General features: G+C 59.8%; 32 protein-coding genes and 1 pseudogene. 12 read left to right on the forward strand and 21 right to left on the reverse strand.

The annotated features are described in order from the left end of the window. Positions 1 to 4 precede the first annotated feature (4 nt). From ACR0C3_RS18010 to ACR0C3_RS18020, 3 genes are read right to left on the reverse strand one after another with little or no spacing between them, the layout of a single operon-like run. Entirely contained in the window at positions 5 to 835 is an 831-nt protein-coding gene (locus tag ACR0C3_RS18010) for a carbon-nitrogen hydrolase family protein (RefSeq protein ID WP_480759766.1), read from the reverse strand. Next, the gene (gene grxC, locus ACR0C3_RS18015; RefSeq protein ID WP_170379965.1) at positions 835 to 1,092 is read right to left on the reverse strand and encodes a glutaredoxin 3; all 258 of its coding nucleotides are present in this window, start codon (positions 1,090 to 1,092) and stop codon (positions 835 to 837) included. Before grxC ends, ACR0C3_RS18010 begins: the two co-directional genes overlap by 1 nt. A 38-nt stretch (positions 1,093 to 1,130) precedes the next feature. Next, positions 1,131 to 1,895 carry a double zinc ribbon domain-containing protein gene (locus ACR0C3_RS18020; protein ID WP_480759767.1) on the reverse strand — a complete coding sequence of 255 codons (765 nt, stop codon included), beginning with the start codon at positions 1,893 to 1,895 and terminating at the stop codon, positions 1,131 to 1,133. Between ACR0C3_RS18020 and ACR0C3_RS18025 the strand changes: the two genes are divergently transcribed. Continuing rightward, positions 1,876 to 2,706: a class I SAM-dependent methyltransferase gene (locus ACR0C3_RS18025; protein ID WP_480759768.1), complete on the forward strand. Its 831-nt coding sequence runs from the start codon at positions 1,876 to 1,878 to the stop codon at positions 2,704 to 2,706. The two genes, ACR0C3_RS18020 and ACR0C3_RS18025, sit on opposite strands and share 20 nt — an antisense overlap. A 56-nt stretch (positions 2,707 to 2,762) precedes the next feature. Next, positions 2,763 to 3,812, forward strand: coding sequence for a ferrochelatase (gene hemH / locus ACR0C3_RS18030; RefSeq protein WP_480759770.1), 1,050 nt, complete (start codon positions 2,763 to 2,765; stop codon positions 3,810 to 3,812). Between the two features lie 75 nt (positions 3,813 to 3,887). On the opposite strand, the gene ACR0C3_RS18035 is transcribed toward hemH, so the two are convergent. Continuing rightward, complete coding sequence (locus tag ACR0C3_RS18035; protein ID WP_170379961.1) at positions 3,888 to 4,070, reverse strand: hypothetical protein; 183 nt, start codon at positions 4,068 to 4,070, stop codon at positions 3,888 to 3,890. 140 nt (positions 4,071 to 4,210) lie between these two features. Beyond that, positions 4,211 to 4,810: a L,D-transpeptidase gene (locus ACR0C3_RS18040; RefSeq protein ID WP_170470964.1), complete on the reverse strand. Its 600-nt coding sequence runs from the start codon at positions 4,808 to 4,810 to the stop codon at positions 4,211 to 4,213. 169 nt (positions 4,811 to 4,979) lie between these two features. On the opposite strand from ACR0C3_RS18040, the gene dalA reads away from it, so the two are divergent. After that, on the forward strand, positions 4,980 to 5,495 hold the full coding sequence (dalA, locus tag ACR0C3_RS18045; protein WP_209252808.1) for a divisome-associated lipoprotein DalA: 516 nt from the start codon (positions 4,980 to 4,982) through the stop codon (positions 5,493 to 5,495). Positions 5,496 to 5,562: 67 nt separating this feature from the next. On the opposite strand, the gene ACR0C3_RS18050 is transcribed toward dalA, so the two are convergent. The 7 genes from ACR0C3_RS18050 to ACR0C3_RS18080 form a co-directional block, all read right to left on the reverse strand. Continuing rightward, positions 5,563 to 6,027, reverse strand: coding sequence for a PTS sugar transporter subunit IIA (locus tag ACR0C3_RS18050; RefSeq protein WP_475217289.1), 465 nt, complete (start codon positions 6,025 to 6,027; stop codon positions 5,563 to 5,565). Between the two features lie 57 nt (positions 6,028 to 6,084). Next, positions 6,085 to 6,648 (reverse strand): ribosome hibernation-promoting factor, HPF/YfiA family, encoded by a 564-nt coding sequence (gene hpf / locus ACR0C3_RS18055; RefSeq protein WP_170379957.1) that lies wholly within the window; start codon positions 6,646 to 6,648, stop codon positions 6,085 to 6,087. Between the two features lie 252 nt (positions 6,649 to 6,900). Then, a complete protein-coding gene (lptB, locus tag ACR0C3_RS18060) occupies positions 6,901 to 7,659 on the reverse strand; it encodes an LPS export ABC transporter ATP-binding protein (RefSeq protein WP_170679238.1) in 759 nt (252 codons plus the stop codon). Further along, positions 7,659 to 8,111, reverse strand: a complete 453-nt coding sequence (locus tag ACR0C3_RS18065) for an LptA/OstA family protein (RefSeq protein ID WP_480669437.1) — start codon at positions 8,109 to 8,111, stop codon at positions 7,659 to 7,661. Before ACR0C3_RS18065 ends, lptB begins: the two co-directional genes overlap by 1 nt. A 45-nt stretch (positions 8,112 to 8,156) precedes the next feature. Beyond that, a complete protein-coding gene (locus tag ACR0C3_RS18070) occupies positions 8,157 to 8,756 on the reverse strand; it encodes an LPS export ABC transporter periplasmic protein LptC (RefSeq protein WP_480759772.1) in 600 nt (199 codons plus the stop codon). Between the two features lie 11 nt (positions 8,757 to 8,767). Beyond that, entirely contained in the window at positions 8,768 to 9,730 is a 963-nt protein-coding gene (locus ACR0C3_RS18075; protein ID WP_480759773.1) for a KpsF/GutQ family sugar-phosphate isomerase, read from the reverse strand. Next, complete coding sequence (locus ACR0C3_RS18080; protein WP_170641863.1) at positions 9,727 to 10,341, reverse strand: ribonuclease D; 615 nt, start codon at positions 10,339 to 10,341, stop codon at positions 9,727 to 9,729. The genes ACR0C3_RS18075 and ACR0C3_RS18080 overlap by 4 nt, the downstream gene beginning before the upstream one ends. 133 nt (positions 10,342 to 10,474) lie before the next feature. On the opposite strand from ACR0C3_RS18080, the gene ACR0C3_RS18085 reads away from it, so the two are divergent. The 8 genes from ACR0C3_RS18085 to ACR0C3_RS18120 all read left to right on the forward strand — a co-directional run bounded on the left by ACR0C3_RS18085 (position 10,475) and on the right by ACR0C3_RS18120 (position 17,523). Next, on the forward strand, positions 10,475 to 10,729 hold the full coding sequence (locus tag ACR0C3_RS18085) for a metal-sensing transcriptional repressor (RefSeq protein ID WP_170667943.1): 255 nt from the start codon (positions 10,475 to 10,477) through the stop codon (positions 10,727 to 10,729). Positions 10,730 to 10,732: 3 nt separating this feature from the next. After that, positions 10,733 to 11,947, forward strand: a complete 1,215-nt coding sequence (locus ACR0C3_RS18090) for an MFS transporter (protein WP_480759774.1) — start codon at positions 10,733 to 10,735, stop codon at positions 11,945 to 11,947. Positions 11,948 to 11,996: 49 nt separating this feature from the next. Further along, on the forward strand, positions 11,997 to 12,425 hold the full coding sequence (locus ACR0C3_RS18095; protein WP_170379949.1) for an Lrp/AsnC family transcriptional regulator: 429 nt from the start codon (positions 11,997 to 11,999) through the stop codon (positions 12,423 to 12,425). A 73-nt stretch (positions 12,426 to 12,498) separates the two neighbouring features. Next, complete coding sequence (locus ACR0C3_RS18100) at positions 12,499 to 13,197, forward strand: lytic transglycosylase domain-containing protein (protein WP_480759776.1); 699 nt, start codon at positions 12,499 to 12,501, stop codon at positions 13,195 to 13,197. A gap of 69 nt (positions 13,198 to 13,266) precedes the next feature. Continuing rightward, positions 13,267 to 15,294 (forward strand): flagellar biosynthesis protein FlhA, encoded by a 2,028-nt coding sequence (flhA, locus tag ACR0C3_RS18105; RefSeq protein WP_480759813.1) that lies wholly within the window; start codon positions 13,267 to 13,269, stop codon positions 15,292 to 15,294. Beyond that, a complete protein-coding gene (locus tag ACR0C3_RS18110; RefSeq protein WP_480759778.1) occupies positions 15,291 to 16,064 on the forward strand; it encodes a flagellar biosynthetic protein FliR in 774 nt (257 codons plus the stop codon). Before flhA ends, ACR0C3_RS18110 begins: the two co-directional genes overlap by 4 nt. After that, positions 16,061 to 17,146: a flagellar type III secretion system protein FlhB gene (flhB, locus tag ACR0C3_RS18115; RefSeq protein WP_480759779.1), complete on the forward strand. Its 1,086-nt coding sequence runs from the start codon at positions 16,061 to 16,063 to the stop codon at positions 17,144 to 17,146. The genes ACR0C3_RS18110 and flhB overlap by 4 nt, the downstream gene beginning before the upstream one ends. Further along, entirely contained in the window at positions 17,143 to 17,523 is a 381-nt protein-coding gene (locus tag ACR0C3_RS18120) for a hypothetical protein (RefSeq protein ID WP_480759781.1), read from the forward strand. The genes flhB and ACR0C3_RS18120 overlap by 4 nt, the downstream gene beginning before the upstream one ends. Positions 17,524 to 17,528: 5 nt before the next feature. Here the strand turns inward: ACR0C3_RS18120 and ACR0C3_RS18125 are convergent, their stop codons facing one another. Genes ACR0C3_RS18125 through ACR0C3_RS18165 form a run of 9 tightly spaced genes read right to left on the reverse strand, consistent with a single transcriptional unit; the run spans position 17,529 to position 22,085 of the window. Continuing rightward, positions 17,529 to 18,050, reverse strand: a complete 522-nt coding sequence (locus ACR0C3_RS18125; RefSeq protein ID WP_480759782.1) for a flagellar basal body-associated protein FliL — start codon at positions 18,048 to 18,050, stop codon at positions 17,529 to 17,531. Between the two features lie 9 nt (positions 18,051 to 18,059). Further along, entirely contained in the window at positions 18,060 to 18,791 is a 732-nt protein-coding gene (gene flgH / locus ACR0C3_RS18130; protein WP_480759783.1) for a flagellar basal body L-ring protein FlgH, read from the reverse strand. Then, the gene (gene flgA, locus ACR0C3_RS18135) at positions 18,791 to 19,207 is read right to left on the reverse strand and encodes a flagellar basal body P-ring formation chaperone FlgA (RefSeq protein ID WP_480759785.1); all 417 of its coding nucleotides are present in this window, start codon (positions 19,205 to 19,207) and stop codon (positions 18,791 to 18,793) included. The genes flgH and flgA overlap by 1 nt, the downstream gene beginning before the upstream one ends. Continuing rightward, a complete protein-coding gene (gene flgG / locus ACR0C3_RS18140) occupies positions 19,207 to 19,992 on the reverse strand; it encodes a flagellar basal-body rod protein FlgG (RefSeq protein WP_480759786.1) in 786 nt (261 codons plus the stop codon). Before flgG ends, flgA begins: the two co-directional genes overlap by 1 nt. 15 nt (positions 19,993 to 20,007) lie before the next feature. Continuing rightward, positions 20,008 to 20,718, reverse strand: a complete 711-nt coding sequence (locus ACR0C3_RS18145) for a flagellar hook-basal body complex protein (RefSeq protein ID WP_480759787.1) — start codon at positions 20,716 to 20,718, stop codon at positions 20,008 to 20,010. Next, a complete protein-coding gene (locus tag ACR0C3_RS18150) occupies positions 20,718 to 20,990 on the reverse strand; it encodes a flagellar biosynthetic protein FliQ (protein WP_170379938.1) in 273 nt (90 codons plus the stop codon). Before ACR0C3_RS18150 ends, ACR0C3_RS18145 begins: the two co-directional genes overlap by 1 nt. 3 nt (positions 20,991 to 20,993) lie before the next feature. Then, a complete protein-coding gene (fliE, locus tag ACR0C3_RS18155; protein ID WP_480759788.1) occupies positions 20,994 to 21,284 on the reverse strand; it encodes a flagellar hook-basal body complex protein FliE in 291 nt (96 codons plus the stop codon). Between the two features lie 12 nt (positions 21,285 to 21,296). Then, positions 21,297 to 21,683 carry a flagellar basal body rod protein FlgC gene (gene flgC / locus ACR0C3_RS18160; protein ID WP_170479807.1) on the reverse strand — a complete coding sequence of 129 codons (387 nt, stop codon included), beginning with the start codon at positions 21,681 to 21,683 and terminating at the stop codon, positions 21,297 to 21,299. Between the two features lie 12 nt (positions 21,684 to 21,695). Next, positions 21,696 to 22,085 (reverse strand): FlgB family protein, encoded by a 390-nt coding sequence (locus ACR0C3_RS18165; protein ID WP_480759789.1) that lies wholly within the window; start codon positions 22,083 to 22,085, stop codon positions 21,696 to 21,698. Between the two features lie 105 nt (positions 22,086 to 22,190). Here ACR0C3_RS18165 and ACR0C3_RS18170 point away from each other — a divergent pair. Next, positions 22,191 to 23,508: pseudogene (locus ACR0C3_RS18170) on the forward strand (FliI/YscN family ATPase). The last annotated feature ends 79 nt before the right edge of the window (positions 23,509 to 23,587 follow it).

The following is a 23,587-nucleotide window of genomic DNA, read 5'->3' on the forward strand; positions in this document are numbered from 1 at the left end:
TGGTTCAGGGGCCGTCAAATGCCCGCACATGGGTCAATGAGGGCACGCGACGGCGCGCCTCGGACACAGAACTATCATTCAATTCGAAAAAGTGAATGCCCGGATCGGTCCCTGCGTCGATCAAAACCTCTCCCCAAGGGGCGACGACCATGCTGTGACCGTGGGTGTGGCGGGTTTTGCCCCGCGTTTTCGGATGGGTGCCGGTTTGCGCGGGGGCCAGAACCCAGCAGCCGGTCTCAATCGCGCGGGCCCGCAGCAGCGTTTCCCAATGCGCGGCCCCTGTGACGTGCGAAAACGCCGCCGGAACCGTCAAAATCCGCGCCCCGGCCTGCGCCAGAGCGGCATGCAGATGCGGAAAGCGGACGTCATAGCAGATGGTCAGGCCGACCTTGCCAAACTCCGTCTCGGCGATGACGGCCTTGTCGCCGGGGCGGTAATTGGCCGATTCGCGGAAAGTTTCGGTCTCGGTCACTTGCACATCGAACATGTGGATCTTGTCATATCGCGCTACGATCTGCCCTTTGGGGTCGATCATGAAGCACCGATTGGCAAAGCGGCCATCCGCTTCATGGGTCTTGATCCCCAATGATCCGATCAGCAGCCAAACGCCCAACTCAGCCGCCTGCGCCCGCAGACCGGCCAGAGTGGTGTCGTCTTCCTCATGCTGCAACACTTCGCGCTGCCGGGTGGTGCTGTTGGACACGCAATTCGTGACCTCGGGGGTCAGGATGAACTGCGCGCCCTGCTCGGCGGCCTCGGCCATCATGGCGCGCACCATTTGCAGATTCGCAGCCGGATCGTCCGACGAGGTGATTTGCAGCAGAGCAGTCTTCATCACGCCGCCAGTAGACGGTCCAGCTTGCCCTGACGGTCGAGCTCATAGAGGTCATCACAGCCGCCAACGTGATCGGGACCGATGAAGATCTGCGGCACGGTGCGTTTGCCGCCGGCACGTTTGATCATCTCGGGCTTGCGCTTGGGATGCATCAGAACGTCGATTTCCTTGAACTCGACCCCCTTTTGCTTCAGCAGGCGCTTGGCCGCGTGGCAGAAGCCGCACAGAGGCGATGTGTAGATTTCAACAGGTTTCATAAATCCATCCCTTCGGGTTTCACACGATCTTGTGCGAATTAGGCATCCTTGGCAACGCGCGCCAGCACCAACACGAAAATATGATTTGCCCCCGCGGCAAGACATGCGCGCGTACAGGCTGCCAGCGTAGCACCCGAAGTCATCACGTCATCCACCAACAGGATATCGCGCCCCTCGATACGCTCAGAACGTTTGGGATGAGGCGCAATGACCCCATCCAGTGCCTCGGCACGTTGGGCAGCTGTTTTGCCGTCCAGAACCGGCGTGCGCGCCGTTCGCACCAGCAGGTCCGGGCAGACCTGCAACCCTGTCTCGCGCCCCAGATGCTGCGTCAGAAGCGCCGATTGGTTGTATCGCCGCTTCACCAGACGGGACCAGTGCAGCGGAACCGGCGCGATCAACATGTCGGGCCTCAGAACCTCTCTGCCCGCCTGCGCCATCCAGCGCGCTGCGGGTTTGGCCAGCTCGGGGCGGTCGCCATGTTTCAACGCCAGGATCAGGGATTTCGCCCGCCCCTTGTACAGCAACGCCGCGCGCCCGTCCTTCCAAGGGCGTGGCGTTTTTCTGCAATCGTCACAGTCGATCCGAAAGCCGTCCCGTTCTCCGGGGACGGGCATGCCGCAACTGTCGCAGACCGTGCCGCCGATGAACGGCGTGTCCCGCCAACATGTGGCACACAGGCCAAAGTCGGATTCGGTCAGCTCTCCGCAGCTCATGCATCGCGGGGGATAGATCAGGTGCAACGCTGTTTGAACTCGGGGCCAAATGCGATACCTGCGGGGTATGAAAATGCCTGCGTCCAATGCACCCTCTCTGTTCGACCGAGCCACCCTGCGCCACCGCCGCGCGCGGGCTAAGGATGAGGCCCTGTTCCTGCACCGCGCCGCTGTCGACGAGGTGCAGGATCGGCTGAGCATGGTTAACAGAACCTTTACAGCGCCCGCGATTGTGACCCCGTTTGCGCATATCTGGCAGGATGCCCTGCCCAGCGCGACACTCGTGGCGGATGAGGAAACGCTGGCGCTTACGCCCGGTACGCATGATCTGGTGGTTCATGCGATGGCCCTGCATTGGGCCAATGACCCGGTCGGCCAGCTGATCCAATGTCACCGCGCCTTACGCCCGGACGGGTTGCTTCTGACCGTCTGTCTGGGAGGAGAGACCCTGCATCAGCTGCGTGCGGCCCTCGGGCAGGCCGAGATTGAGGTGACCGGTGGCCTCAGCCCCCGAATCGCTCCGATGGGAGAGCTGCGGGATCTAGGCGCTCTGCTGCAACGCACGGGGTTGGCGCTGCCAGTGGCGGATGCGGTGCCTATGACGGCGGAATATCGTGACTTGACCCATCTGATGCAGGACCTGCGCGCGATGGCCGAGACCAACGTGCTGACCACCCGATTGAAATCCCCGACCCGCCGCAAGGTGTTCGAACGCGCGCAGAGCATCTACGCAGAACATTTCGCAACGTCTCAAGGCCGCCTGCCCGCCACGTTCGAGCTGATCTGCCTAACCGGCTGGTCGCCCGACGACAGCCAACCCAAACCGCTGCGCCCCGGATCCGCCCGGATGCGCCTTGCCGAAGCCCTTGGTACCAGCGAGGGCAAACTGTCCGATTGACGACCGGACATTTCCCCTTATCTCAGGCCAGACCTAGAAAATGCAGGAAGACCCAAATGTTTGACGCCACACGCCCCGTGCATGCACCAGCCGACCACCCCAAGGTTAAAATGGGGCGCGTGGGCATCCTGCTGGCCAATTTGGGCACGCCCGATCACTACAGCTATTGGCCAATGCGCCGCTATTTGAACGAGTTCCTCTCAGACCGCCGAGTGATCGACTATCCGGCATGGAAATGGCAGCCGATTCTGCAGGTGATCATCCTGACCAAGCGCCCCTTTAGCTCGGGTGAGGCGTACAAGTCGATCTGGAATCACGACAAGGGTGAAAGCCCGCTGATGACGATCACCAAGGACCAGACCGCCAAGCTTCGCGATACGATGCAGGCCCGCTATGGCGATCAGGTCATGGTCGATTTCTGCATGCGCTACGGCAATCCGTCGACCAAATCCAAAGTCAGGAACATGGTGGCGGAAGGCTGCGACCGTATCCTGTTCTTCCCGCTCTACCCGCACTATGCCGGTGCCACGACGGCAACCGCCAATGACCAGTTCTTCCGTTGCCTGATGGAGGAACCGTGGCAACCCGCCAGCCGTACGGTACCCGCCTATTACGACGAACCCACCTATATCGAGGCACTGGCCCAATCCGTCGAACGCGCCTATGCCAAGATGGAGACCAAGCCTGATGTTCTGGTCTGCTCCTACCACGGGATGCCTGAACGCTATCTGCAACAGGGCGATCCCTATCACTGCCAATGCGTCAAGACCTCACGATTGCTGAAAGAGCGGCTCGGCTGGTCGGACGATCAGCTGGTTTCAACCTTCCAGTCACGCTTTGGACCTGAGGAGTGGTTGAAGCCCTATACGGTCGACCATGTGGCCGATCTGGCGAAACAAGGCAAAAAGAACATCGCGGTGATTGCACCGGCCTTCTCGGCTGATTGCATCGAGACGCTGGAAGAGATCAACGAAGAGATCAAGGAAAGCTTTGAAGAGGCTGGTGGTGAACACTTCACCTATATCCCCTGCCTCAATGACGATGATTCGCATATCGCCGCTTTGGGCAAGATCATCGAAGACAATCTGAACGGCTGGCTGGACTAACCAGCCCCGACAACTGGACATGAAAAAAGGCGGTGGAAAGCTCCACCGCCTTTTCTCTGGATATTGCTCGTCGAATTAGCTTGCTGCAACAGCTGCGGCAACTACAACCAGCAGGATCAGCGGCAGGATGATGCCCTGCGACGTGCCCTGGGTTTCTTCAACAACAACAGGTGCCTCAACAACCGGCTCTTCCAGGTTACCGGCATAAGCGGTCGAAGCAGCAGCGGTCAGTGCAGCGGCGAGAACGAGTTTTTTCATATTAACCTCCAGAATCTGCACGGCTCCAGTCCGCGGAACCGCACATCTAAGACTTACCTCGTGATATTTTTCTAATCAGCAAAGCGGTTGGAATGCAATTGCAACTTGCCGATTAATCGAGTCGGTGAGCGAAAATGTCGTCAAATTAGCAACACTTGCGTGCCAACCTTCGCCATTGAGAACAGCTCGGCGATGTCTTCATTAAACAGGCCGATGCAGCCGTTCGAAGATTTCCGCCCGATCTTGCGCGTGTCATGGGTGCCGTGGATGCGGTAATACTTCCACCCCAGATACAAAGCGTGCGTTCCCAATGGGTTATCGGGGCCGGGCGGGATGTAATCGGGCCATTCGGGGTTTCGTCTCTTCATCGACGGCGTCGGAGACCAGCTTGGCCCCTCAACCTTGCGAATGACGCTGGTGCGCCCGCGACGGGTCATTTCCTCGGTCAACGGAACCGAAGAGGGGTAGAGTTTGTATACAGATTGATCATTTGACCAATAATGCAGCGCTCGTGACGTGGTATCGACCAGAATGGCCCCGTTTCTGGTGTTCGAGAAATAAGGCCGCCAGTCCTGAGCGCGGAATCCCGAGACATTGCGCCGGACCGGCGCTTCGGGTTCAGGTGCAGGTCGCAGCGGGTCGCCCGGGATGTACTGCGCGATCGCAGGCGCGGCCAGCAGAGACGAGGCTCCGGCCAGAAACCCCCGGCGGGTCGAAAGAGGAATGTGCTTTTTAACCATGACAAAAGGTCCTTCGTTATGGCGAAATGGAAAATCTGGCCCATTTTATTGCCAGAATGCTTCAGTCGCAAACCAAACCGGCAGAATCATGCAGGCTATGGTCATTGTGCGTTTGCTCAAGACAGCCTAGCGCGTTATGCCCGTTAACGACACAATAATCAGGTCGATCATGACGCGTATCTTTTCTTTTCTGTTGATTTGCCTTGTCGCCTTGGCGGCATGTACCGACACGGGGACCACGGCGCTGGGTGCCGATGGGCGCCCCTTGCCCTCAGTTTACAAAATCCGTGGCAACCCCGAGAAGCTGCAGTTCCGCATGCTCGATTCGGTGAATGCACTGCGGCAGGCGCAGGGCTTGCAGTCCGTGCAACTGAACTCTCAGTTGAACGCGGCTGCGGCGACGCATTCCAAAGATATGGCCCGACAGAATCGCCCCTGGCACTTCGGATCGGATGGCTCTTCTCCGATCGACCGTGCGGCACGCGTGGGCTATTTCGGAACATTCCTGGGTGAGGCGATCTCGGAAACCTATGAGACGGAAACCGAGACACTGGCTGCCTGGATGCAAGAACCCGGCCCCCGTTCTGTAATCCTGGACCCCCAGGCCACCCAGATGGGTTTTGCGTGGCATCAGGAAAACGGTGGCAAGATCTGGTGGACGCTGGAAATGGGAACCGGCGGCTAACGGACGCGCCCCTTCCAATAACAAAAAGCCCGCGATTTTCGCGGGTTTTTTGCTATTTCACAAAGATTTAAGCGGCTTGCATGGACTGCGCTTCGGTCAAGATCGCGTATAGCTTGACCGGATCGGGGTTCGCCCGCAGCTTGGCGCAAACTGCGCTGTCACGCAGGGTGCGCGACACCAGTGCCAAAGCCTTGAGGTGATCCACACCCGCCTCTTCAGGTGCAAACAGCGCAAAGGCGATGTCCACCGGCTGTCGGTCAACCGCGCTAAAGTCGATCGGCTTTTCAAGCATCACAAAAACGCCCGAGACCGACTCGATCCCGCCCAGCCGCGCATGTGGCAATGCCACGCCATGACCTACACCCGTGGGGCCGAGGCTTTCGCGCTCCAGCAGGCAATCCACGACGATCTGGGTATCCAGATCCAAAGCACCGGCAGCAACGTCGCCGATTTCCTGAAACAGCCGTTTCTTACTAGACGCGGCAGATAACACACGTACTGCTTCGGGCTTGAGAATGCTCGAAAGCTCCATGATCATGCTCCATAGCGGCCTTTGCGTGCTAAGGCCGATTTCTCTCAACTTGCCTGTTTAAGGATCAATCCAGCCGATATTGCCGTCATCGCGGCGATACACGACATTCAACCCATCCTTGTTCTCATTCCGGAACACTAACACCGGCGCTCCGGCAAGTTCCATTTGCATTACGGCCTCACCAACGCTGAGCGATGGGATCTTTGTTTCCATCTCAGCCACAATCATGGGCTGTAGCGATTCGGGTTCATCTGCCGTGTTCGATTCGTCAGAGGCGAGGATATAAGAGGACGCCCCAAAGAGTTCAACAGGCTCAGAACGATCCTTGTGATGGTCCTTCAGGCGGCGCTTGTAGCGGCGCAACTGTGTTTCCATCTTGTCACAGCATGCCTCGAACGCTGCATAGATCTCGGTTGCGTGGGCCTTGGCCTGAGCGGTCAGGCCGGTAGATAAATGTACTGTAGTTTCGCATACATATTCATGCGCCGAACGGGAAAAGACGACATTGGCGTCGGTCGGGCGCTGGGCATATTTGCCAACAACTTCGCCCAGTTCGGTCTGCACGTGGGTCTGCAGGGCCGCACCGATGTCGATCTGTTTTCCGCTGATTTGGTAACGCATGTGATCTCCTTCACAATTCACACCCATTCTGACGTTGCGTCACGCAACATGCTTGTTTTTATCGGGTGGGGGATATCGACATTTTGATCGGTTGCTGCCGTCCCAGCCCTTCAGCGAAGGGGTATCGAGATCCAGACTGGAACCGAATAAATGCCATACCCCAATTGAGACAAGAGGCGGCGGAAGAGTCAATCAAAACAGAGGTGTATATACGCGATTTCCGCGAAGCGTCCGGCAAAAAATCGCCCAACCCTATGAAATACGGAAGTTTTCGCCCAGATAAACCCGGCGCACGTTTTCGTTCTCAACGACCTCGTCAGGTGTACCTGACATCAGAACCTGCCCGTCATGCAGGATATAGGCGCGATCCACGATCTCGAGCGTTTCGCGTACGTTGTGATCGGTGATCAACACGCCGATCCCACGCTTCTTCAGATCAGCCACCAGATGCCTGATATCCCCCACACTGATCGGGTCAACGCCCGCAAAGGGTTCGTCGAGCAGCAGATATTTCGGATCGGCGGCCAGACAGCGCGCGATCTCTACCCGGCGCCGCTCACCACCGGACAGGGCAAGCGCGGGCGCGCGGCGCAGGTGTTCAATCGAGAAGTCCGACAGCAGCTCCTCCAACCGCTCTTTCCTGCGATGGGCGTGCTTGACGGTGATATCCAGAACCGAGGCGATATTGTCCTCAACGCTCATGCCGCGGAAAATCGACATCTCCTGCGGCAAATAGCCAATCCCAAGACGCGCGCGCCGATACATCGGCAGCGTCGTGACGTTCTGTCCGTCTATCGTGACTTTCCCTGCTTCGGGAAAAACCAGCCCCGCGACTGAGTAAAAGGTCGTGGTCTTGCCCGACCCGTTTGGACCCAGCAGTGCTACGACCTCGGACCGGTCGAGCGTCATGGACACATCCCGGATCACTGTTTTTTTCCGATAGGATTTGCGCAGTTTGTCGATGCGCAGACCTGCGCTTCCTTCTGCGACAGACAATGTTGGGGCAGCCATCAGTTTCCGCCACCCTGCTGAAGAATGGTTTTAACGCGGCCTGTCATTGTTGCAGTGCCCGAGGTCAGGTTCGCAACCATCTGATCGCCACTGATCGTGCTGGGCCCCTGTGTCAGCAGCACGTTGCCCTTCATCACGATCACACCGGTGTCGATGGTGTATTCCGCCTGATCCCCTTCGGCGGCATCCGGAGGGCTGACCAGAACGACATTCTCGGTCGCTTCCATCCGTTCGATGGATGAGCGATCCTGACTGTAGATCACCAGAACCCGCTCAGCAGACAGGCGCATTTCCCCCTGAATCACGATCACATTGCCGAGAAACTCGGCCGATCCGTCCTCTTGATTTACGTTCAGTGAGTCCGAGGTCACCTCGACCGGCAGGCTGGGGTCGGCCTTGACCGAACCGAATGCAACCTGCGCTTCCTGTGCGATGGCAGAAACCGGGCTCATCAACAGAGCCATGCAAACAAAGAGAAATCGAAAATAGATCACAGGTTATCTTTCTGCTTTTGTTGGCTCATATACCAACTTCACGCCGTCTGTAAAAAGAATATGGACCGGTCCGTCCTTTTTTTCAGTGCCAAATTGCATGCGACCGGCAGAGAATGTGCCGATGACGCCGGTGCCATCGACCTGACCGGGAGTGTCACCACGTATTTCTTCCAGCGATGTATTCAATAGGTCGGTCGTGACCTGAATGCCGTCCGAGGTGGTAATCACCACATCGCCAACAAAGGTCGCCGTCCCCTTGTCGGGCCGGATCAGGCCAGAGTTGGAGTCCAGCTTGATTTCACCGCCGTTCAGCATCCCGAACCGCCCGCGAAACAGCGATGCCGTCGGCTCTTCGCCCTCGGACCCTTGGACCACCCTGGTCGACTCAATCTGGACCTCTTCGCCCTTTTTGGTGGTGCCGCGGTAGTTGGGTTGCGTAATGACCTGCCCGGCCAGGCGATCTTCGATATCCTCCTGCGAGAAGGGCACTGAGACATCAGTCTCGATGCTGCGCGACAGAAGGAAAACGGTGGACAGCAAAACTATCGCCGTCAGAGGCAGCAGCACCTTGAGGAACTGAACCATGCGGGAATAGCGGTCCACAGTTTCACTCCCTAACCCAGACCGACGCGCAGGCAGTCGTGGATATGCAGCAGACCCTGCGCCTGCCCATCCGCGTCGGGATCAACTACGAAAAGCGATGTGATCTTGCGGTCGTTCATGATGCCTACGGCCTCTTCCGCCATGGCGTTGGGTGCGATGGTCAGAGGATCGCGGGTCATGACCTCATCCGTGGTCTTGTTTAAAAGCCCGTCCATATTGCGGCGCAAATCGCCATCGGTGACGATGCCCAAAAGGCGATCCGCATCATCTGTCACACCCACCACGCCAAAGCTCTTCTGGCTCATGACCAGCAGCGCCTCGCTCATGGATGTGCCGGACCGTACCATGGGCAGATCGGCATGCATGAGGTCGCGCACGGTGGAAAGCTGCGCGCCCAGTTTGCCGCCTGGGTGGAAGGCGCGGAAGTCCTCGGGCTTAAAATCACGGTGCTTCATCAGCGCGATCGCCAGCGCATCGCCCATGGCCAACGTCAGCGTGGTCGAGATCGAGGGCACCATACCGAACCCACAGGCCTCACCCATGGACGGGATCAGCAGATGCACGTCGGCCTGTTTCATCAGCGTGCTTTCCGGCTTGCTGGACAGACCGATCAGCGGAATGCCAAAGCGGCGCGTAAAGGCCAGAAGGTTGACCAGCTCGGGCGCTTCACCGGAGTTTGAGATCGCCAGAACCACATCATCCTTGGACACCATGCCCAGATCACCGTGGCTTGCCTCGGCGGGGTGGACGAAATAGGCGGGCGTGCCGGTCGAGGCTAATGTGGCCGCGATCTTGTGGCCGATATGGCCCGACTTGCCGATACCGCTGATGATGATGCGACCGGTGGCCTTCAGGATCAGCTGCACCGCTTCGGCAAAATCCTCGTTCAGGCTTTCGGCCAGCACATCCAGCGCGCGAGCCTCATCGGTGACAACCTGACGGGCGGTTTTCAGGAATGCTTCGGTATCGGTCATGAGTGCGCAAAAATATCAGTTTCGGGCCAGCCTGCGAGGTCGAGTTTCGCACGCATCGGCAGGAAGTCAAAACAGGCCTGCGCCATCTCGGTCCGGCCTTCGCGAGCCAGCCGCTTGTTCAGCTCATCCCGCAGGCGGTGCAGGTACAACACGTCCGAAGCCGCGTATTCCAGTTGGGCCTCAGACAGGGTCTCGGCCCCCCAATCGCTCATCTGCTGTTGCTTCGAGATATCGACGCCGATCAACTCCTGACACAGGTTTTTCAGCCCGTGGCGGTCGGTATAGGTGCGCACAAGGCGGCTGGCGATCTTGGTGCAATAGACCGGTGCGGCCAGTGCCCCAAAGGCGTGGTACATCGCTGCGATATCGAAACGTCCGAAATGGAACAGTTTCAGCACGTCTGCGTCTTCCAGCATCGCGCAAAGGTTCGGAGCCTCGGTCTGCCCTTTTTCAACCTGAACGATATGGCTGTTGCCGTCGCCGCCGGACATCTGGATCACGCACAAGCGATCCCGATGCGGATTCAGCCCCATGGTTTCACAGTCAATGGCCACGATCGGCCCAAGGTCCAGCCCGTCGGGCAGGTCGTTTTTATACAGGTGGTTTGCCACAGAGGTTTCCTTTGTGCGGTCTCGACCCCGAGATAGGCGGTTTATCCGGCAAACTCAACGCTGACCCTGTAGCTGGGCATTCTGTCGCTCTGTGGGCTTGATATTATCCTTATGGGGGGGATAAGGATATGCCATGACTGATCACACGCATGAATCGCACCCGCAAATCACCGCCCGCCTGAAACGGGCGCATGGGCATCTGGCAAAAGTCATTGCTATGCTCGAAGATCAAGCGCCCTGCTCCGACGTTGCCCAGCAACTGTTTGCGGTCGAGAAAGCAATCACCAATGCCAAGCGGGTTCTTATCCACGATCACATCGACCATTGCCTGACATCCGAGGACGGATCGGCCATCGAGGATTTCAAAACCATCACAAAGTACCTCTGACCAATGCTCAGTGTCCTCCAAAATCGCACCTATCGCCACCTTCTGGCAGCGCAGGTCGTTGCGTTGACGGGGACCGGGCTGGCGACGATCGCGTTGGGCCTTCTGGCCTATGATCTGGCGGGCGAGGCTGCGGGGATGGTGTTGGGCACGGCTCTGACCATCAAGATGGTCGCCTATGTGGGGATTGCCCCGCTGGCGGCGGCGTTTGCAGAACAGCTCGACCGGCGCAGGATGCTGGTGGTGCTGGATCTGATCCGGGCCGCGGTCGCCCTGTGCCTGCCCTTCGTGTCCGAGGTCTGGCAGGTCTATGTGCTGATCTTCGTCCTGCAATCGGCCTCAGCCGGTTTCACCCCCGCGTTTCAGGCCACTATTCCCGACGTCCTGACGGATGAGCAGGACTACACGCGCGCGCTGTCCTTGTCGCGCCTTGCCTATGATCTGGAAAGCCTGCTCAGCCCGATGCTGGCGGCTGCGTTGTTGGTCTTTGTCAGTTTTGACACGCTGTTTTGGGGGACCGGAGCTGGGTTTATTGCCTCGGCGCTGCTGGTGGTGTCCGTTGTTCTGCCCTCGCCCAAACCCACAGAGCGACGCGGAATATACGACCGGACAACGCGCGGCATCCGCATCTATCTATCGACAACACGTTTGCGCGGCCTTCTGGCACTCAGCTGGTCTGCAGCCGCGCTCAGCTCAATGGTGATCGTCAATACTGTGGTCCTTGTGCGCGCGGAACTGGGTCTGTCCGAAAGCGCCGTGGCCATAGCCCTGGCCGGATTCGGCGGCGGCTCGATGATCGCGGCCTTCATACTTCCCTCTCTGCTAGATCGGTTCAAGGACCGTCGGGTCATGCTGACCGGGGCGACACTTGGCGTACTTGCCATGGCCGGAGCAGCCATGACATCCGGAGCACTCACCCTACCGCTGCTCACGGCCTTCTGGGCCTGCGTGGGCTTCGGCTATTCGATGACCCTGACCCCCTCGGGCCGCCTTTTGACCCGCTCGGCCCGGCCCGAGGACCGACCCGCCGTATTTGCCGCCCAGTTCACCCTATCACATGCCTGCTGGCTGGTCCTTTATCCACTATCGGGGTGGCTGATGACCCGTTTCGGCGCAACCGTGGTCATGACCACCACAACCTGCGTTTCTGCCTTGGGCATCGCTGCTGCACTGGTCATCTGGCCGCGATCCGACAAAGCCCCCTCGGCGCAGAAGCCTTGAGCCTCCGGGCGCTTCTACCGTAAACCAAAGCGACCCTGCCGGAGGCCCCATGGATCAGCTCGACCGCCGCATCATCACCGCGCTGCAGCACAATGCCCGTGAATCGACCACGAATATCGCGGCCAAGCTGGGCGTGGCCCGCACTACCGTGCATGAGCGGATCAAACGCATGGAAGAGCGTGGCGTGATTGCGGGCTATTCCGTGCAATTGCATGCCACCGACGATACCCCGCGCGTGCAGGTGATCGTGATGCTTGAGGTCCAGCAAAAGGAAACCACCCGCATCATCAAACGGCTTGAGGCCTATCCCGAGGTCAAACGCTGCCTTTCGATCAATGGCGAATTTGACTTGCTGCTGTCTGCCGAGGCCCCCCGGATCGAGGATCTGGATATTCTGGTCGATGAACTGGCCAAAATCCCCGGCGTTCTGCGAACCAATACCAGCGTCGTGTTCGGGCGTCGGATCGACCGAAAATGATGGGGCGATAACCCTCTGTAAACCGATGACTGGCTAGCTTGGCCCGGAATGACCCGAATCCCGGACCGGCAGAATGCCCCATCGTTTCGTCTCGATCATCTTTGTGCTGACGCTTGCGCTGATACCGCAGGTCGGGCGTGCCATGCCGGATGCCCGAACGGGTGATATCTGCGATCAGGCCGCACGCCGCGCCGCACTGTCCGAAGGCGTACCACTGGACGTGCTGCGCGCCATTTCACGGGTTGAGACGGGGCGCACCCATGACGGGCGGCTGCAACCCTGGCCCTGGACCATCAATGTCGAAGGGCAGGGCTATTGGTTCACCTCCGAGGTTGAGGCAAAAACCTATGTTTTCCGGATTTTCAAAGCCGGCAAGCGCATCTTTGACGTCGGGTGCTTTCAAATCAACTACCGCTGGCACGGCAAGGCCTTTCGCTCAATCGACGCGATGTTCGACCCGCAGGAAAACGCCACCTACGCCGCAAGGTTTCTCAAAGACCTCTATGCCGAGCTTGGATCGTGGCCCGCCGCCGCCGGGGCCTATCATTCGCGCACGCCGTCTTTGGCCGAGGCCTATCGCGGTCGGTTCCAGACCGTTCTGGCTCAGCTGGACGGGTCCGTTCCACCCCAAACTCATGTGGCATCGCGGGACCCTTTCACAGGGGCATCCGCTCCGCTGATCCCGGTACAACCAGTTGAATCCAATGGTGGATCTCTGGGGTCTCTGGTTCCGGCGGCGGGTGCTGCCACCGCCTTCATCGCATTCAACTAGGAGGTCAGCGTGCCCACCACAAACGCCCGGTCCCTGTTCTCGCCCACCGTCCTTTTGGCACTGGCGCTGATGACCGTCATCGTGATGATGATCCTGCCAATGCCGGCCTGGGTGCTGGATGTGGGGCTGGCCGCCTCCTTCGCGCTGGCCATTCTGATTTTCACCCTGACCCTGTTCATCGAACGCCCGCTGGATTTCTCATCCTTCCCGATAATCCTGCTGGCCTCGCTGATGCTGAGGCTGTCGCTGAACGTCTCATCCACCAAACTGATCATCGGTCAGGGCCATATCGGGCCAAATGCGGCGGGCAACGTCATCGAAGGCTTCGCCAACTTCGTGATGGGCGGCAGTATCTTTCTGGGCCTAGTGGTGTTCTGCGTCCTGCTGATCGTGAATTTCATGGTGATCACCAAAGGCGCTGCGCGGATGGCCGAGGTCGGCGCACGCTTTGCTCTGGACGGAATGCCGGGCAAACAGCTGGCCATCGACAGCGACATGTCTGCCGGGGCCATCGACCACCAGCAAGCCAAAGAGCGGCGCGAACGCGAACAGCAAGAGACGACCTTCTTTGGCTCGCTCGACGGCGCGTCGAAATTCGTCAAAGGTGATGCAGTCGCCGGGCTGCTGATCACGCTGCTGAACCTTGTGATGGGACTGGTCATGGGCGTGATCGTGCATGGCATGCCGGTCACATCCGCCTTTGAAACCTACGCCATTCTGACCGTGGGCGATGGTCTGGTCTCACAAATCCCGGCGGTGATCATCTCCATCGCCTCGGCCCTGTTGCTCGCGCGCGGCGGCACACAGGGCGCGACCGACAATGCCATCTTCTCGCAACTTGGCAAACACCCGGCCGCGCTGGGCACAGTGGCTGTGTTGATGGTTCTCTTCGCCCTCGTTCCCGGCCTGCCCTTCCTGCCTTTCATGCTGGGCGCGGGTGTCTTGGGATACGCGGCCTACAGGGTCCATCAAAAGCAGAAGGCCGAGACGCTTCAGGCCCAGACCCCCTCGCCCGAAGCGGAAACCCCTGTTTCGCAAGCCATTGGCGATATTCTGGATCTGGACGATGTACATCTGGAGTTCGCGCCCGACCTTGTCAGCATGGTGCTAAACCCCGGAACCGGGCTAGACGCGCGCATTGCGAATATGCGGACTTATGTGGCCTCGTCCTTTGGCCTCATCCTGCCCGAGATCCGCCTGACCGACCGCGCCGATCTGCCCACCGGCACCTATGTCATCAAGGTGCAGGGCGTCGAACAAGCGCGCGGCGTGCTGAACCCCGATCTGGTATTGGCGCTGGTGCAAGACGGGCATGAGTTTCTGCCCGACGGCAATGACGTGACCGAGCCTGTCTACGGCGCCCCCGCTCGCTGGATTCTGCCAAAAGATCAAGAGGATGCCGCTCTGAACGGCGCCACCATCGTCTCACCGCCCGAAATTCTGGCGACCCACGTGTTGGAGATCATCAAGCAGAACTTCTCACGCCTTCTGACATTGAAATCCCTGCGGCGTCTGCTGTCCGAAATGACCCGCCTCAGCGATCCCGTCCGGGCCGAGGCAAACCGCAAACTGCTGGATGAGCTGATCCCGGACAAGGTACCGATCGACACGCTGCACGCGGTTCTGAGGCTGCTACTGGATGAGCGTGTCTCGATCCGCAACATGGCCCTGATCCTTGAAAGCGTGGCCGAAGCACGCCTAACCACCACTCAGCCCGAAGGCATTTGCGAACTGGTCCGCCAACGGCTGGGCTTCCAGCTGGTGGCCGAAATGAAGCGTGAGGATGGCTCGATCCCACTGATCCAACTGGCTCCGGAATGGGAGGATACGTTCGCCAGCTACCAGATCGACGGCCCCGCCGCCGGGCTGGACGTGGCGCTGCCCCCCAACCTGTTCAACAAGCTGGCCGATGGAGTGGTGGACAGCGTCGCACAATCCGCTGATCACGGGTTGTTTCCGGCCGTTGTGACCTCAACCCGCCGGCGCCGCCTGTTGCGCTCGATCATGCAGGCGCGCGGGGTGTCCAATCCGGTTCTCTCCTTCGAGGAAATCGGGCTCGAAGCTCGCCCCGCCCTGGTCGGAACCGTACTCGCATGATTGCCCTGCCGCCCGAGCTGTTGGGGCAACTCGGCACGGGGTTGTGGCACGTGTTTGCCGTATTTCTGAGGGTGTCCGCTGTGGTCACCCTCTTGCCCGCTATTGGGGAACGCAGCATCCCGATCCGGGTCAAGCTTGCGGTCGCCATGGCCTTTACCCTGATCGTGTTGCCTGCGGTGCCTTCCCCGCAATCCGATCCGGGCCTGCTGCCGATGGCGCGCCTGGTCGGCACCGAGGTTCTGATCGGCATGGTTCTAGGCATCGGGTTACGCCTGTTTGTGCTGGCCCTGCAGACCGCCGGGTCCATTGCGGCGCAATCGACCTCGCTGTCTCAGCTTCTGGGTGGCGCGGCTGCCGACCCGGCCCCTGCGTTGGGGATGTTTCTAGCCTTGGCCGGACTGGCCCTTGCGGCGCTGATGGGGCTGCACATCCGGGTTGCCGAGTTCCTTATCCACAGCTACGCGATGTTCCCGATGGGGCGGGCCCTTTCGGCCCCTGACCTATCACAATGGGGCATCAGGCAAGTCGCCCACAACTTTGGGTTGGCCTTTGCGCTGGCAACCCCGTTCGTGATCGCCTCCTTGATCTACAACCTCGCCCTCGGGGTCATCAACAGGGCCATGCCGCAGCTGATGGTTGCCTTTGTCGGTGCCCCCGCCATCACCTTTGCCGGGTTGTTCCTGCTATTTGCCGGGGCACCCCTGATCCTGTCTGTTTGGGCAGATGCGTTGTTTTCATTTACCCTCAACCCACTGGAGTCCGGTCGATGAGCACCGACGACGACAGTGACAAGTCCTTTGACCCGACGCCTCAGAAGCTACAGAAAGAACGCGAAAAAGGTGAGGTTGCAAAGTCCAACGATCTGTCTGTTGTTGCCGCCTATACCGGGTTGCTGATCGCGCTGCTGACGGTCGGCAAGTTCACCGGTGATCAAATGGGAACGCTGTTTGTGGTTCTGATCGACCAGTCGGATGACATCGCTCAGCTTGTTACATCGGGGCCTGCAACAGCACCGGTCGCCGGAATGCTGAAGGGCGCGCTTTCGCCGGTGGCCCTTCTGTTTGCGCTTCCGACGGCGGCGGTTTTGCTGAGCCTCATCGCCCAGCGCGCATTGATTTTTGCGCCCACCAAGTTACAACCCAAGCTCTCGCGGATCTCACTCCTGTCAAACGCCAAGAACAAGTTCGGGAGGGGCGGGCTGTTCGAATTCGCCAAGAGCTTTGCCAAACTGCTGATCTACGGCACCTGTCTGGCCCTGTTCCTCAAGGCCAACCTGACCGAGATCGTTTCCGCCAGCGCCGCTCCAGCCCATAGCTCTATCTTGCTGATGATGAACCTGCTGTTTCGCTTTCTGTTCATCGTAATCGCCATCGCACTTGCGATCGGGGTCGTCGACTACGTTTGGCAATATGCTGAGCACATGCGCAAGAACCGGATGTCGCGCAAGGAAATCCAGGATGAGACCAAGGACGCCGAAGGCGACCCGCATGTCAAACAACAGCGCCGCGCGCGGGCACAGGAGGTTGCGACCAATCCGATGATGGCCGATGTGCCGAAAGCCGACGTCGTGATCGTGAACCCGACCCACTACGCGGTCGCTTTGAAATGGTCCCGGTCAGCTGGGGCGGCACCCGTCTGTGTGGCCAAGGGTGTCGACGAGGTAGCCGCCGCGATCCGGTCGGCAGCGGGCGAGGCTGGCGTGCCCATCCATTCGGACCCGCCAACGGCGCGCGCGATTCACGCAACCGTCGAGATCGGGCAGGAGATCGCCGAAGAGCACTACCGCCCGGTCGCCGCTGCGATCCGGTTTGCCGAAGCCATGCGAAAGCGCGCGAAAGGACAGATTGTATGAAACGCCATGAACTGCCCGCCCTGAAGTCAGTCACCGAAGCGGTCTATCAAAGCGAATATCAAAAGCTGCGCCCCGTGTTGGAGGCCGAAGCGCGTGTGCAGGCTCAGTTGGCGCGTCTGGACGCACAGGTCGTGCAAACCCGACAAGACAGTGCGGTGCCCGATGGGTATCAGATCACCGGAACCGATGTCTTGTGGAACGGGTGGGAGGCCGCGACACGGCGGCAATTGAACATGGAATTGGCGCGATGCCGGGCACAGAAACTTGCAGCCCTGCAGCAACTGCGTCAGGCCTTTGGGCGCCAACAAGCCGTTGAACGCCTGAATGACACCCTCAAGGCCGAACAAAAACGCGCGCGGTCACGGCCTAAACCGTGACGACCTCAGGTATCCTGGCGGCTGACACTCATGATCAAAACCTTGGAGACATCGTCGCCCAGATCCTTCTTCGCCACCTCAAGCAGAGATTTTCGCAAGGTGCCGAGGTTGTCGGAGTGCGTGAAAGCACCGTCGAACCCTCCGGTATTGGCGTGATCGAACAACACTTGCAAAAAACCGTCCCGCAGCTTTGGCTCGATCGCGTAGAAGGTTTCGGTGATGGCCGAGTTTGCCTCAAGGCTCAGGGACATGGTGACGAGGGCTGAGATCTCCTCATCCTCCACGATCGGCACGACAAATTGCTTGGTGAGCTTCAGGTACTCGAAGCCTCCACCCTCACCTTTTTTCCCTTTGTCCTTTTCCTTGGACTTGGCGGGCTTTTCCTTTGTTTCTTTGTCCGCCTTTTCAACCTTTGCGGCCTTCTCAGACTCGACCTTCACCTCGCCGCCGCCAAGGAATTTCCCAGCGCCGATGCCGGCACTCGTGCCAACAACCAAAAAGATCACAGGAAGCAGTTTCTTGATCATGAGAACTCCTTAGAACGGCAAAACGGTATCGAGGATCTGCTGGCCGTAGCGCGGCTGTTGCACATCCGTGATCTGCCCGCGACCACCATAGGACACACGCGCCGAGGCGATCTTGTCATAGGTGATCTCATTCTTGCGCGAGATATCCTGTGGGCGCACATAACCTGCCACCAGCAGCTCTCGCAGTTCGAAATTCACGCGCAGCTCTTGCGCGCCCGAGATCGACAGCACTCCGTTCGGCAGCACATCGATCACCGTTGCGGCCACGCGCAGGGTCAGTTTCTCATTCCGTCGCACCGATCCGCGGCCGGAACTTGAGGCCTCAGATTCGATCCCAACGGCCTCGTCGAACGAGGCCCCTTCGGGCAGTTTGTCCTGTGCCCTTTGTGGCAATCCGAACAGGTGCGGCGCCGACAGATTTTCAGATCCTGACCGCGACCTGTTGGTGTTGTTGGAAATCTCAGCCTCTTCGTCCAGCTCGATCACGACGGTCAGGATATCGCCTTTCTTGATGGCCCTTTGGTCACCAAGCAGCGACTGCTGCCCCCCACTCCAAAGCGACGACCGATCCACCGTTCGCTGCGGTTGAGTATGCAAGGGCAGGCCCGGCCACAGCATCGCCACCTGTTCCGGCGAATTCTCGGTCGGGGTGAAGCTGGGCGGTTTGCCCAGGTGATCCAACCGCCCGCAGGCCGAAATCGTAAGTACCGCAAGAAGAAGCCGTTTTGACAATCCAGACATCATTTTACCTCGATTTGACCATCAGACCGGATACGGCCCGTCACTGTTGTCCGCGAGGACAGGTTCATTACGCGAATCCGGTCCCCCACCGCGCCCCGGCCCAGCGCGCGGCCTTCGGTGGTGATCGACAGCGGCTGGCTGCTGAACACCAGAACGACCAGATCATTGCGATCCACAAGCGCAGGTGGACCGACATCCGCCGCGCGAATGGGTCGGCCGGGATAGAGCGCAACGCGGGCCTCCTGCCCGATCAACGCATTCGGATCGGTTACAGCCCCCGGCAGGTCACGGGGCTTTGTCTCAAGATCTGCGGACGAGATGATCTCTTTCGCGCGGATCGTTCGGGTCGGCACCACAATCTCGGCTAGGGCCCCAACCGGAGCCAACAGGATCAGGCCAAGCAGCAACACACGCATCAGCGCACCTGCGTCGTTGCGCTCATCATCTGATCGACGGCGGTGATGACCTTGGCGTTCATCTCATAGCCCCGCTGGGCCTCGATCAGTTCGGTCACTTCGCGCACGGCATCGACCGAGCTGTCCTCAAGGTATCCCTGCCGCAATGTGCCCAGCCCGTCCTCACCTGGGACGCCCTGCACCGGTGCGCCAGAGGCCTCGGTCTCTTTGAACAGGTTGCTGCCTATGGCCTCCAGACCCTTGGCGTTCGAGAAACTGGTCAAGGTGAACTCGCCCAACCGTTGGCCTTCGGGCGCATCGTCGAAATAGGCGTAGACCTCGCCTGACGCGTTGATCGAAATGGACCGAGCGTCATCTGGGATTGTGATCTCGGGTGAGACGGCGAACCCGTCCGATGTCACGATCAGCCCTTCGGCCGAGCGTTTCAGACTGCCATCGCGCGTATAGGCAGCTTGGCCGCTGGGCAGTGTCACCTCAAGATAGCCGCGCCCTTCGATGGCCACGTCGAGATCATTGCCCGTGGCCGATACGGCCCCTTGTGCCAGCTGCACCGTCACAGCCGCCGGGCGAACGCCCAGACCCAGTTGAATACCCGTTGGCAGCACCGTCCCGTCTGAGGCATTGACCGCGCCGGCCCGCGCCATCTGTTGGTAGTGCAGATCCGCGAACTCGGCCCGGCGTGCGTTGTATCCGGTGGTGTTCATATTCGCGAGGTTGTTCGAGATCGTCTCGACCCGCATTTGCTGCGCGGTCATACCCGTCGCCGCGATTTTCAATGCCCGCATGGGGTGTCTCCTTTCTTAGCGCATCAGCGCTTTTAGCGCGCCGCGTACCCGTTCATGTTCGGTTTCGAGAAAGCTCTGACCCAGTTCGTAGGCGCGCTGAATTTCGATCAGCCGAGTCACCTGAGCGATGGCGTTGACATTCGAGCCTTCGAGAAATCGGTGCAGGACAACCGGCTCATCAACCGGGTCAATATTGCCTGTCGTGCTGAACCGCGTATTGCCCTCGCGCACCAGATCCTTGAGGTCTTCGACGCGGTAGACCCCGATCTGACCCAGCAATTGCCCTTCGACACTGAGCGTCCCGTCGCTGCCCACATCAATCGAGGCCGCATCGGGCGGGATGAAAACCGGCGAGCCATTGCTGTCCAACACCCGCGCGCCATCCGGTGCGACCAGGTCGCCCTCGGCATTGGGGGAGAAGCTGCCCGCGCGGGTCAGGCGGTTGCCTTCGGGTGTTTCCACCATGAAGAAGCCGTCCCCCTCGATGGCAAAGTCGAACTGCCCTCCGGTTTCGGTCAGGACACCTTGCTGCTGGGAGGTATTGCGCACCTCGGCCCGGCTCATGGACAGGGACGGATTGCCCCGCATGTCGCGGACAAATTCCGAGAACACCAGCCCCTGCGCGCGATAGCCGGTGGTATTGGCATTGGCGATGTTATTCGCCACCAGCCGCATTTCATTCATCAGCCCGGATTGGCGGGACAGGGTGACATAGGCGGTATCCATCAGCGACCTCCTGCGATCAGCGGAACCAGGGTTCCCGTGAAAAACGTGACAAGTGTCTGGGTCATGAACCCCATCGAAATCCAGAACACGACAACGATGGCGATCAGTTTGGGCACGAAGGTCAGCGTCATCTCCTGCACCGAGGTGAGGGCCTGAAACAGGCCCACGATCAGGCCCGAGATCAGCGCCACTGTCAGGATCGGGACCGAGGTGATCACTGCGACCCAAAGCGCCTGACGGACGATGTCGTAGAAAAGACCTTCGCTCAGCATGGCTCAGACCGGCATTCTCAGGATTTCCTGATAGGCCTCGACCACCTTGTTACGGACGATCACGGCCGTTTCGACCGCAAGTTCAGTCTGGGCCAGAGCCTGCACCAGCGCATGCGGATCGGCCTGCCCGGTCATCGCGGCCTGCGATATCTGCTCGCTTTGCTTGAGGGTTGTGGCAAAGTCCTGAAACGTTGAACGCAGGCCCTGTGCCATGCCTGCATGGTCGGGATTGGCCTGCGTTGCAGGTCGGGCCACCGTGTAGTTCTGTACGGCGGTCAGGGATCGGATATCCATTCTGGCTCTCCTTTATTTTCTAAGCAATTCCATAAGGGACGACGACATCTGCCGCGTCTGATCGAACATCTTGAGGTTGGCCTCGTAACTGCGCTGGGCCTCACGCGCGTCGGCGATCTCGATCATCAGATCGACATTCGAGCCGAGGTAGTGCCCGCTTTCATCCGCAAGCGGGTGGCTTGGATCGTGAATGCGCGACAGGTCGCGGCGATCCAGCTGCACACGGCCCGCCTGCACCATTGCCTTGCCATCCTGCTGAACCGTCTCAAACGGGACGGTTTTGCGCCGGTATCCGGGCGTATCCGCGTTAGAGATATTCTCGGACACGTGCCGCAAACGGGCCGCCTGCGCGCGCAAAGCACTGGCCGAGGCGGATAGGGAATGGGAAAAATCGCTCACATCAAACGCTCCTTACCCACGGCCCAGACTGGTGCGCAGAATGCCAATGGACGAGCGATAGATCGCCAGAGCGCGGTCGTGCTGACGCTTGACCTCAATCGCTTTGAGCATCTCGCCTTCCAACGAAACGCCATTGCCATTGGGATCACCGCGCGGCTCAGCCTCAAACTCGGCCCAGCTCTGCCCGGATGGGCTGCTGCCGTTCAGATGACCCTGCCGGGTGGCGGTCATTTCGGTCTTGGCTGAGGTATTTTCGAATGCGTTGTTGAAGGCCTCGATATCGCGGGGCTGGTAGCCCGGTGTATCAGCGTTGGCCATGTTGCGCGCAATGACGGCCTGCCGTTGTCCGGCGTGGGTTGCCATGGCGTACGCTGTCTTAAAGACGTTCAGGTCATAGAACATCGGGGCTTCTCCCTCGATCAATTTCAATCAAGGCTTAACCCCGATTCCTTTAGAAACCGTTTTCAGAACCCAGTTGGAGAACCCACAATGTCCGATCTCGATCCGATGCTTCTGAAATACGAATTCGACAGGCTGTCCGCGGTGCGCCATATGGGCCTTGTGTCCGGCGTGGCGCATGGGGTGATCGAGGTCAGCGGCCTGACGGAACATGCGGGAATCGGTGACCTGTTGACGCTCCACCGTCGCGCTGGTCCTGATCTTGAGGGCGAAGTTTTGCATGTGGGGGCCGAGCATATCCACATGATTCCCGGCTCTGCGCCCGATGGCGTCAGCCTTGGCGACCGGGTGAGCCTGAAGGCCTCGCCAGAGTTTGCGCCGGGGATGCATTGGTTGGGTCGGGTCATTGACCCGTTTGGCCGGGCGCTGGACGGAAAACCGTTGCTGCCGGGGGCGCAGGCGCGGGACATTGTGCAACCTCCTCCGCCCGCCGTAGAGCGCAAACCGCTGGGTGAGCGGATGGCCACGGGTCTGTCTGTGCTCAACACCATGCTGCCCATCGTACAGGGCCAGCGCGTGGGTCTATTCGCTGGCTCGGGTGTGGGTAAATCGACGCTGCTGGCGACTCTGGCCCGGTCGATGCAGGCGGATGCGGTTGTGGTGGCTCTGGTCGGGGAACGCGGACGCGAGGTGAATGAATTCGTGACCCATGCGCTGGGCCCCGAGGCGATGAAACGCGCAGTTGTGGTGGCGGCGACCTCGGATCAGTCCGCACTGGCCCGTCGCCGCTGCGCGTGGTCGGCGATGTCGGTGGCCGAGTATCTGCGCGATCAGGGCCTCAATGTGTTGTTCCTGGCCGATTCGGTTACCCGCTTCGCCGAGGCGCATCGTGAAATCGCCGTGGCGATGGGGGAATCCCCCTCACTGCGTGGGTTCCCTCCGTCGGTGACCCCTGATCGCCAATCTGTGTGAGCGCGCCGGTCCGGGCACACAGGCGCAGGGCGACATCACTGCCGTTTTCAGCGTTCTGGTCGCTGGCTCCGATATGGACGAACCCGTTGCAGATATCTTGCGTGGCGTTCTGGACGGCCATATCGTCCTGAGCCGCGACATCGCCGAGCGCGGGCGATTCCCCGCCATTGACCTCAGCCGGTCGGTGTCGCGCAGCCTGCCTGCCGCCGCGACCGAGGCCCAGAACCAGATGATCTCGGAGACCCGCAAACTGGTGGGCAGCTACGAGCAGTCCGAAGTGATGATCCGGGCGGGTCTCTATGCCGAGGGTTCGGACCCGCTGCTGGATCAGGCCGTGCGTGTTCATGATGAGCTGGACAGCTTCTTCGGCAAAACCGATCCGGAGGGCATTGAGAACAGCTTCAACCGGTTGTCCCTGATCCTGCGCAGGGCGTCGGCGGGCTTGCCGCGATGAGGCGAAATCCGAAGCATTTTAAGTGTTAAGCCGCCCTTAAGACCTGCACTGCTACGACTGTAACTGGGTGAAAAAAGGT

It is taken from the genome of Ruegeria sp. CK3 (assembly GCF_056536565.1).

Excerpts from the sequence above, each read along its gene's own strand:
- ACR0C3_RS18010 (WP_480759766.1), bottom strand. The coding sequence starts at position 835 with ATGAAGACTGCTCTGCTGCAAATCACCTCGTCGGACGATCCGGCTGCG.
- grxC (WP_170379965.1), bottom strand. The coding sequence starts at position 1,092 with ATGAAACCTGTTGAAATCTACACATCGCCTCTGTGCGGCTTCTGCCAC.
- ACR0C3_RS18025 (WP_480759768.1), top strand. The coding sequence starts at position 1,876 with ATGAAAATGCCTGCGTCCAATGCACCCTCTCTGTTCGACCGAGCCACC.
- hemH (WP_480759770.1), top strand. The coding sequence starts at position 2,763 with ATGTTTGACGCCACACGCCCCGTGCATGCACCAGCCGACCACCCCAAG.
- ACR0C3_RS18035 (WP_170379961.1), bottom strand. The coding sequence starts at position 4,070 with ATGAAAAAACTCGTTCTCGCCGCTGCACTGACCGCTGCTGCTTCGACC.
- ACR0C3_RS18040 (WP_170470964.1), bottom strand. The coding sequence starts at position 4,810 with ATGGTTAAAAAGCACATTCCTCTTTCGACCCGCCGGGGGTTTCTGGCC.
- dalA (WP_209252808.1), top strand. The coding sequence starts at position 4,980 with ATGACGCGTATCTTTTCTTTTCTGTTGATTTGCCTTGTCGCCTTGGCG.
- ACR0C3_RS18050 (WP_475217289.1), bottom strand. The coding sequence starts at position 6,027 with ATGGAGCTTTCGAGCATTCTCAAGCCCGAAGCAGTACGTGTGTTATCT.
- hpf (WP_170379957.1), bottom strand. The coding sequence starts at position 6,648 with ATGCGTTACCAAATCAGCGGAAAACAGATCGACATCGGTGCGGCCCTG.
- lptB (WP_170679238.1), bottom strand. The coding sequence starts at position 7,659 with ATGGCTGCCCCAACATTGTCTGTCGCAGAAGGAAGCGCAGGTCTGCGC.
- ACR0C3_RS18065 (WP_480669437.1), bottom strand. The coding sequence starts at position 8,111 with ATGAGCCCGGTTTCTGCCATCGCACAGGAAGCGCAGGTTGCATTCGGT.
- ACR0C3_RS18075 (WP_480759773.1), bottom strand. The coding sequence starts at position 9,730 with ATGACCGATACCGAAGCATTCCTGAAAACCGCCCGTCAGGTTGTCACC.
- ACR0C3_RS18085 (WP_170667943.1), top strand. The coding sequence starts at position 10,475 with ATGACTGATCACACGCATGAATCGCACCCGCAAATCACCGCCCGCCTG.
- ACR0C3_RS18090 (WP_480759774.1), top strand. The coding sequence starts at position 10,733 with ATGCTCAGTGTCCTCCAAAATCGCACCTATCGCCACCTTCTGGCAGCG.
- ACR0C3_RS18095 (WP_170379949.1), top strand. The coding sequence starts at position 11,997 with ATGGATCAGCTCGACCGCCGCATCATCACCGCGCTGCAGCACAATGCC.
- ACR0C3_RS18100 (WP_480759776.1), top strand. The coding sequence starts at position 12,499 with ATGCCCCATCGTTTCGTCTCGATCATCTTTGTGCTGACGCTTGCGCTG.
- flhA (WP_480759813.1), top strand. The coding sequence starts at position 13,267 with ATGACCGTCATCGTGATGATGATCCTGCCAATGCCGGCCTGGGTGCTG.
- ACR0C3_RS18110 (WP_480759778.1), top strand. The coding sequence starts at position 15,291 with ATGATTGCCCTGCCGCCCGAGCTGTTGGGGCAACTCGGCACGGGGTTG.
- flhB (WP_480759779.1), top strand. The coding sequence starts at position 16,061 with ATGAGCACCGACGACGACAGTGACAAGTCCTTTGACCCGACGCCTCAG.
- ACR0C3_RS18120 (WP_480759781.1), top strand. The coding sequence starts at position 17,143 with ATGAAACGCCATGAACTGCCCGCCCTGAAGTCAGTCACCGAAGCGGTC.
- ACR0C3_RS18125 (WP_480759782.1), bottom strand. The coding sequence starts at position 18,050 with ATGATCAAGAAACTGCTTCCTGTGATCTTTTTGGTTGTTGGCACGAGT.
- flgH (WP_480759783.1), bottom strand. The coding sequence starts at position 18,791 with ATGTCTGGATTGTCAAAACGGCTTCTTCTTGCGGTACTTACGATTTCG.
- flgA (WP_480759785.1), bottom strand. The coding sequence starts at position 19,207 with ATGCGTGTGTTGCTGCTTGGCCTGATCCTGTTGGCTCCGGTTGGGGCC.
- flgG (WP_480759786.1), bottom strand. The coding sequence starts at position 19,992 with ATGCGGGCATTGAAAATCGCGGCGACGGGTATGACCGCGCAGCAAATG.
- ACR0C3_RS18145 (WP_480759787.1), bottom strand. The coding sequence starts at position 20,718 with ATGGATACCGCCTATGTCACCCTGTCCCGCCAATCCGGGCTGATGAAT.
- ACR0C3_RS18150 (WP_170379938.1), bottom strand. The coding sequence starts at position 20,990 with ATGCTGAGCGAAGGTCTTTTCTACGACATCGTCCGTCAGGCGCTTTGG.
- fliE (WP_480759788.1), bottom strand. The coding sequence starts at position 21,284 with ATGGATATCCGATCCCTGACCGCCGTACAGAACTACACGGTGGCCCGA.
- ACR0C3_RS18165 (WP_480759789.1), bottom strand. The coding sequence starts at position 22,085 with ATGTTCTATGACCTGAACGTCTTTAAGACAGCGTACGCCATGGCAACC.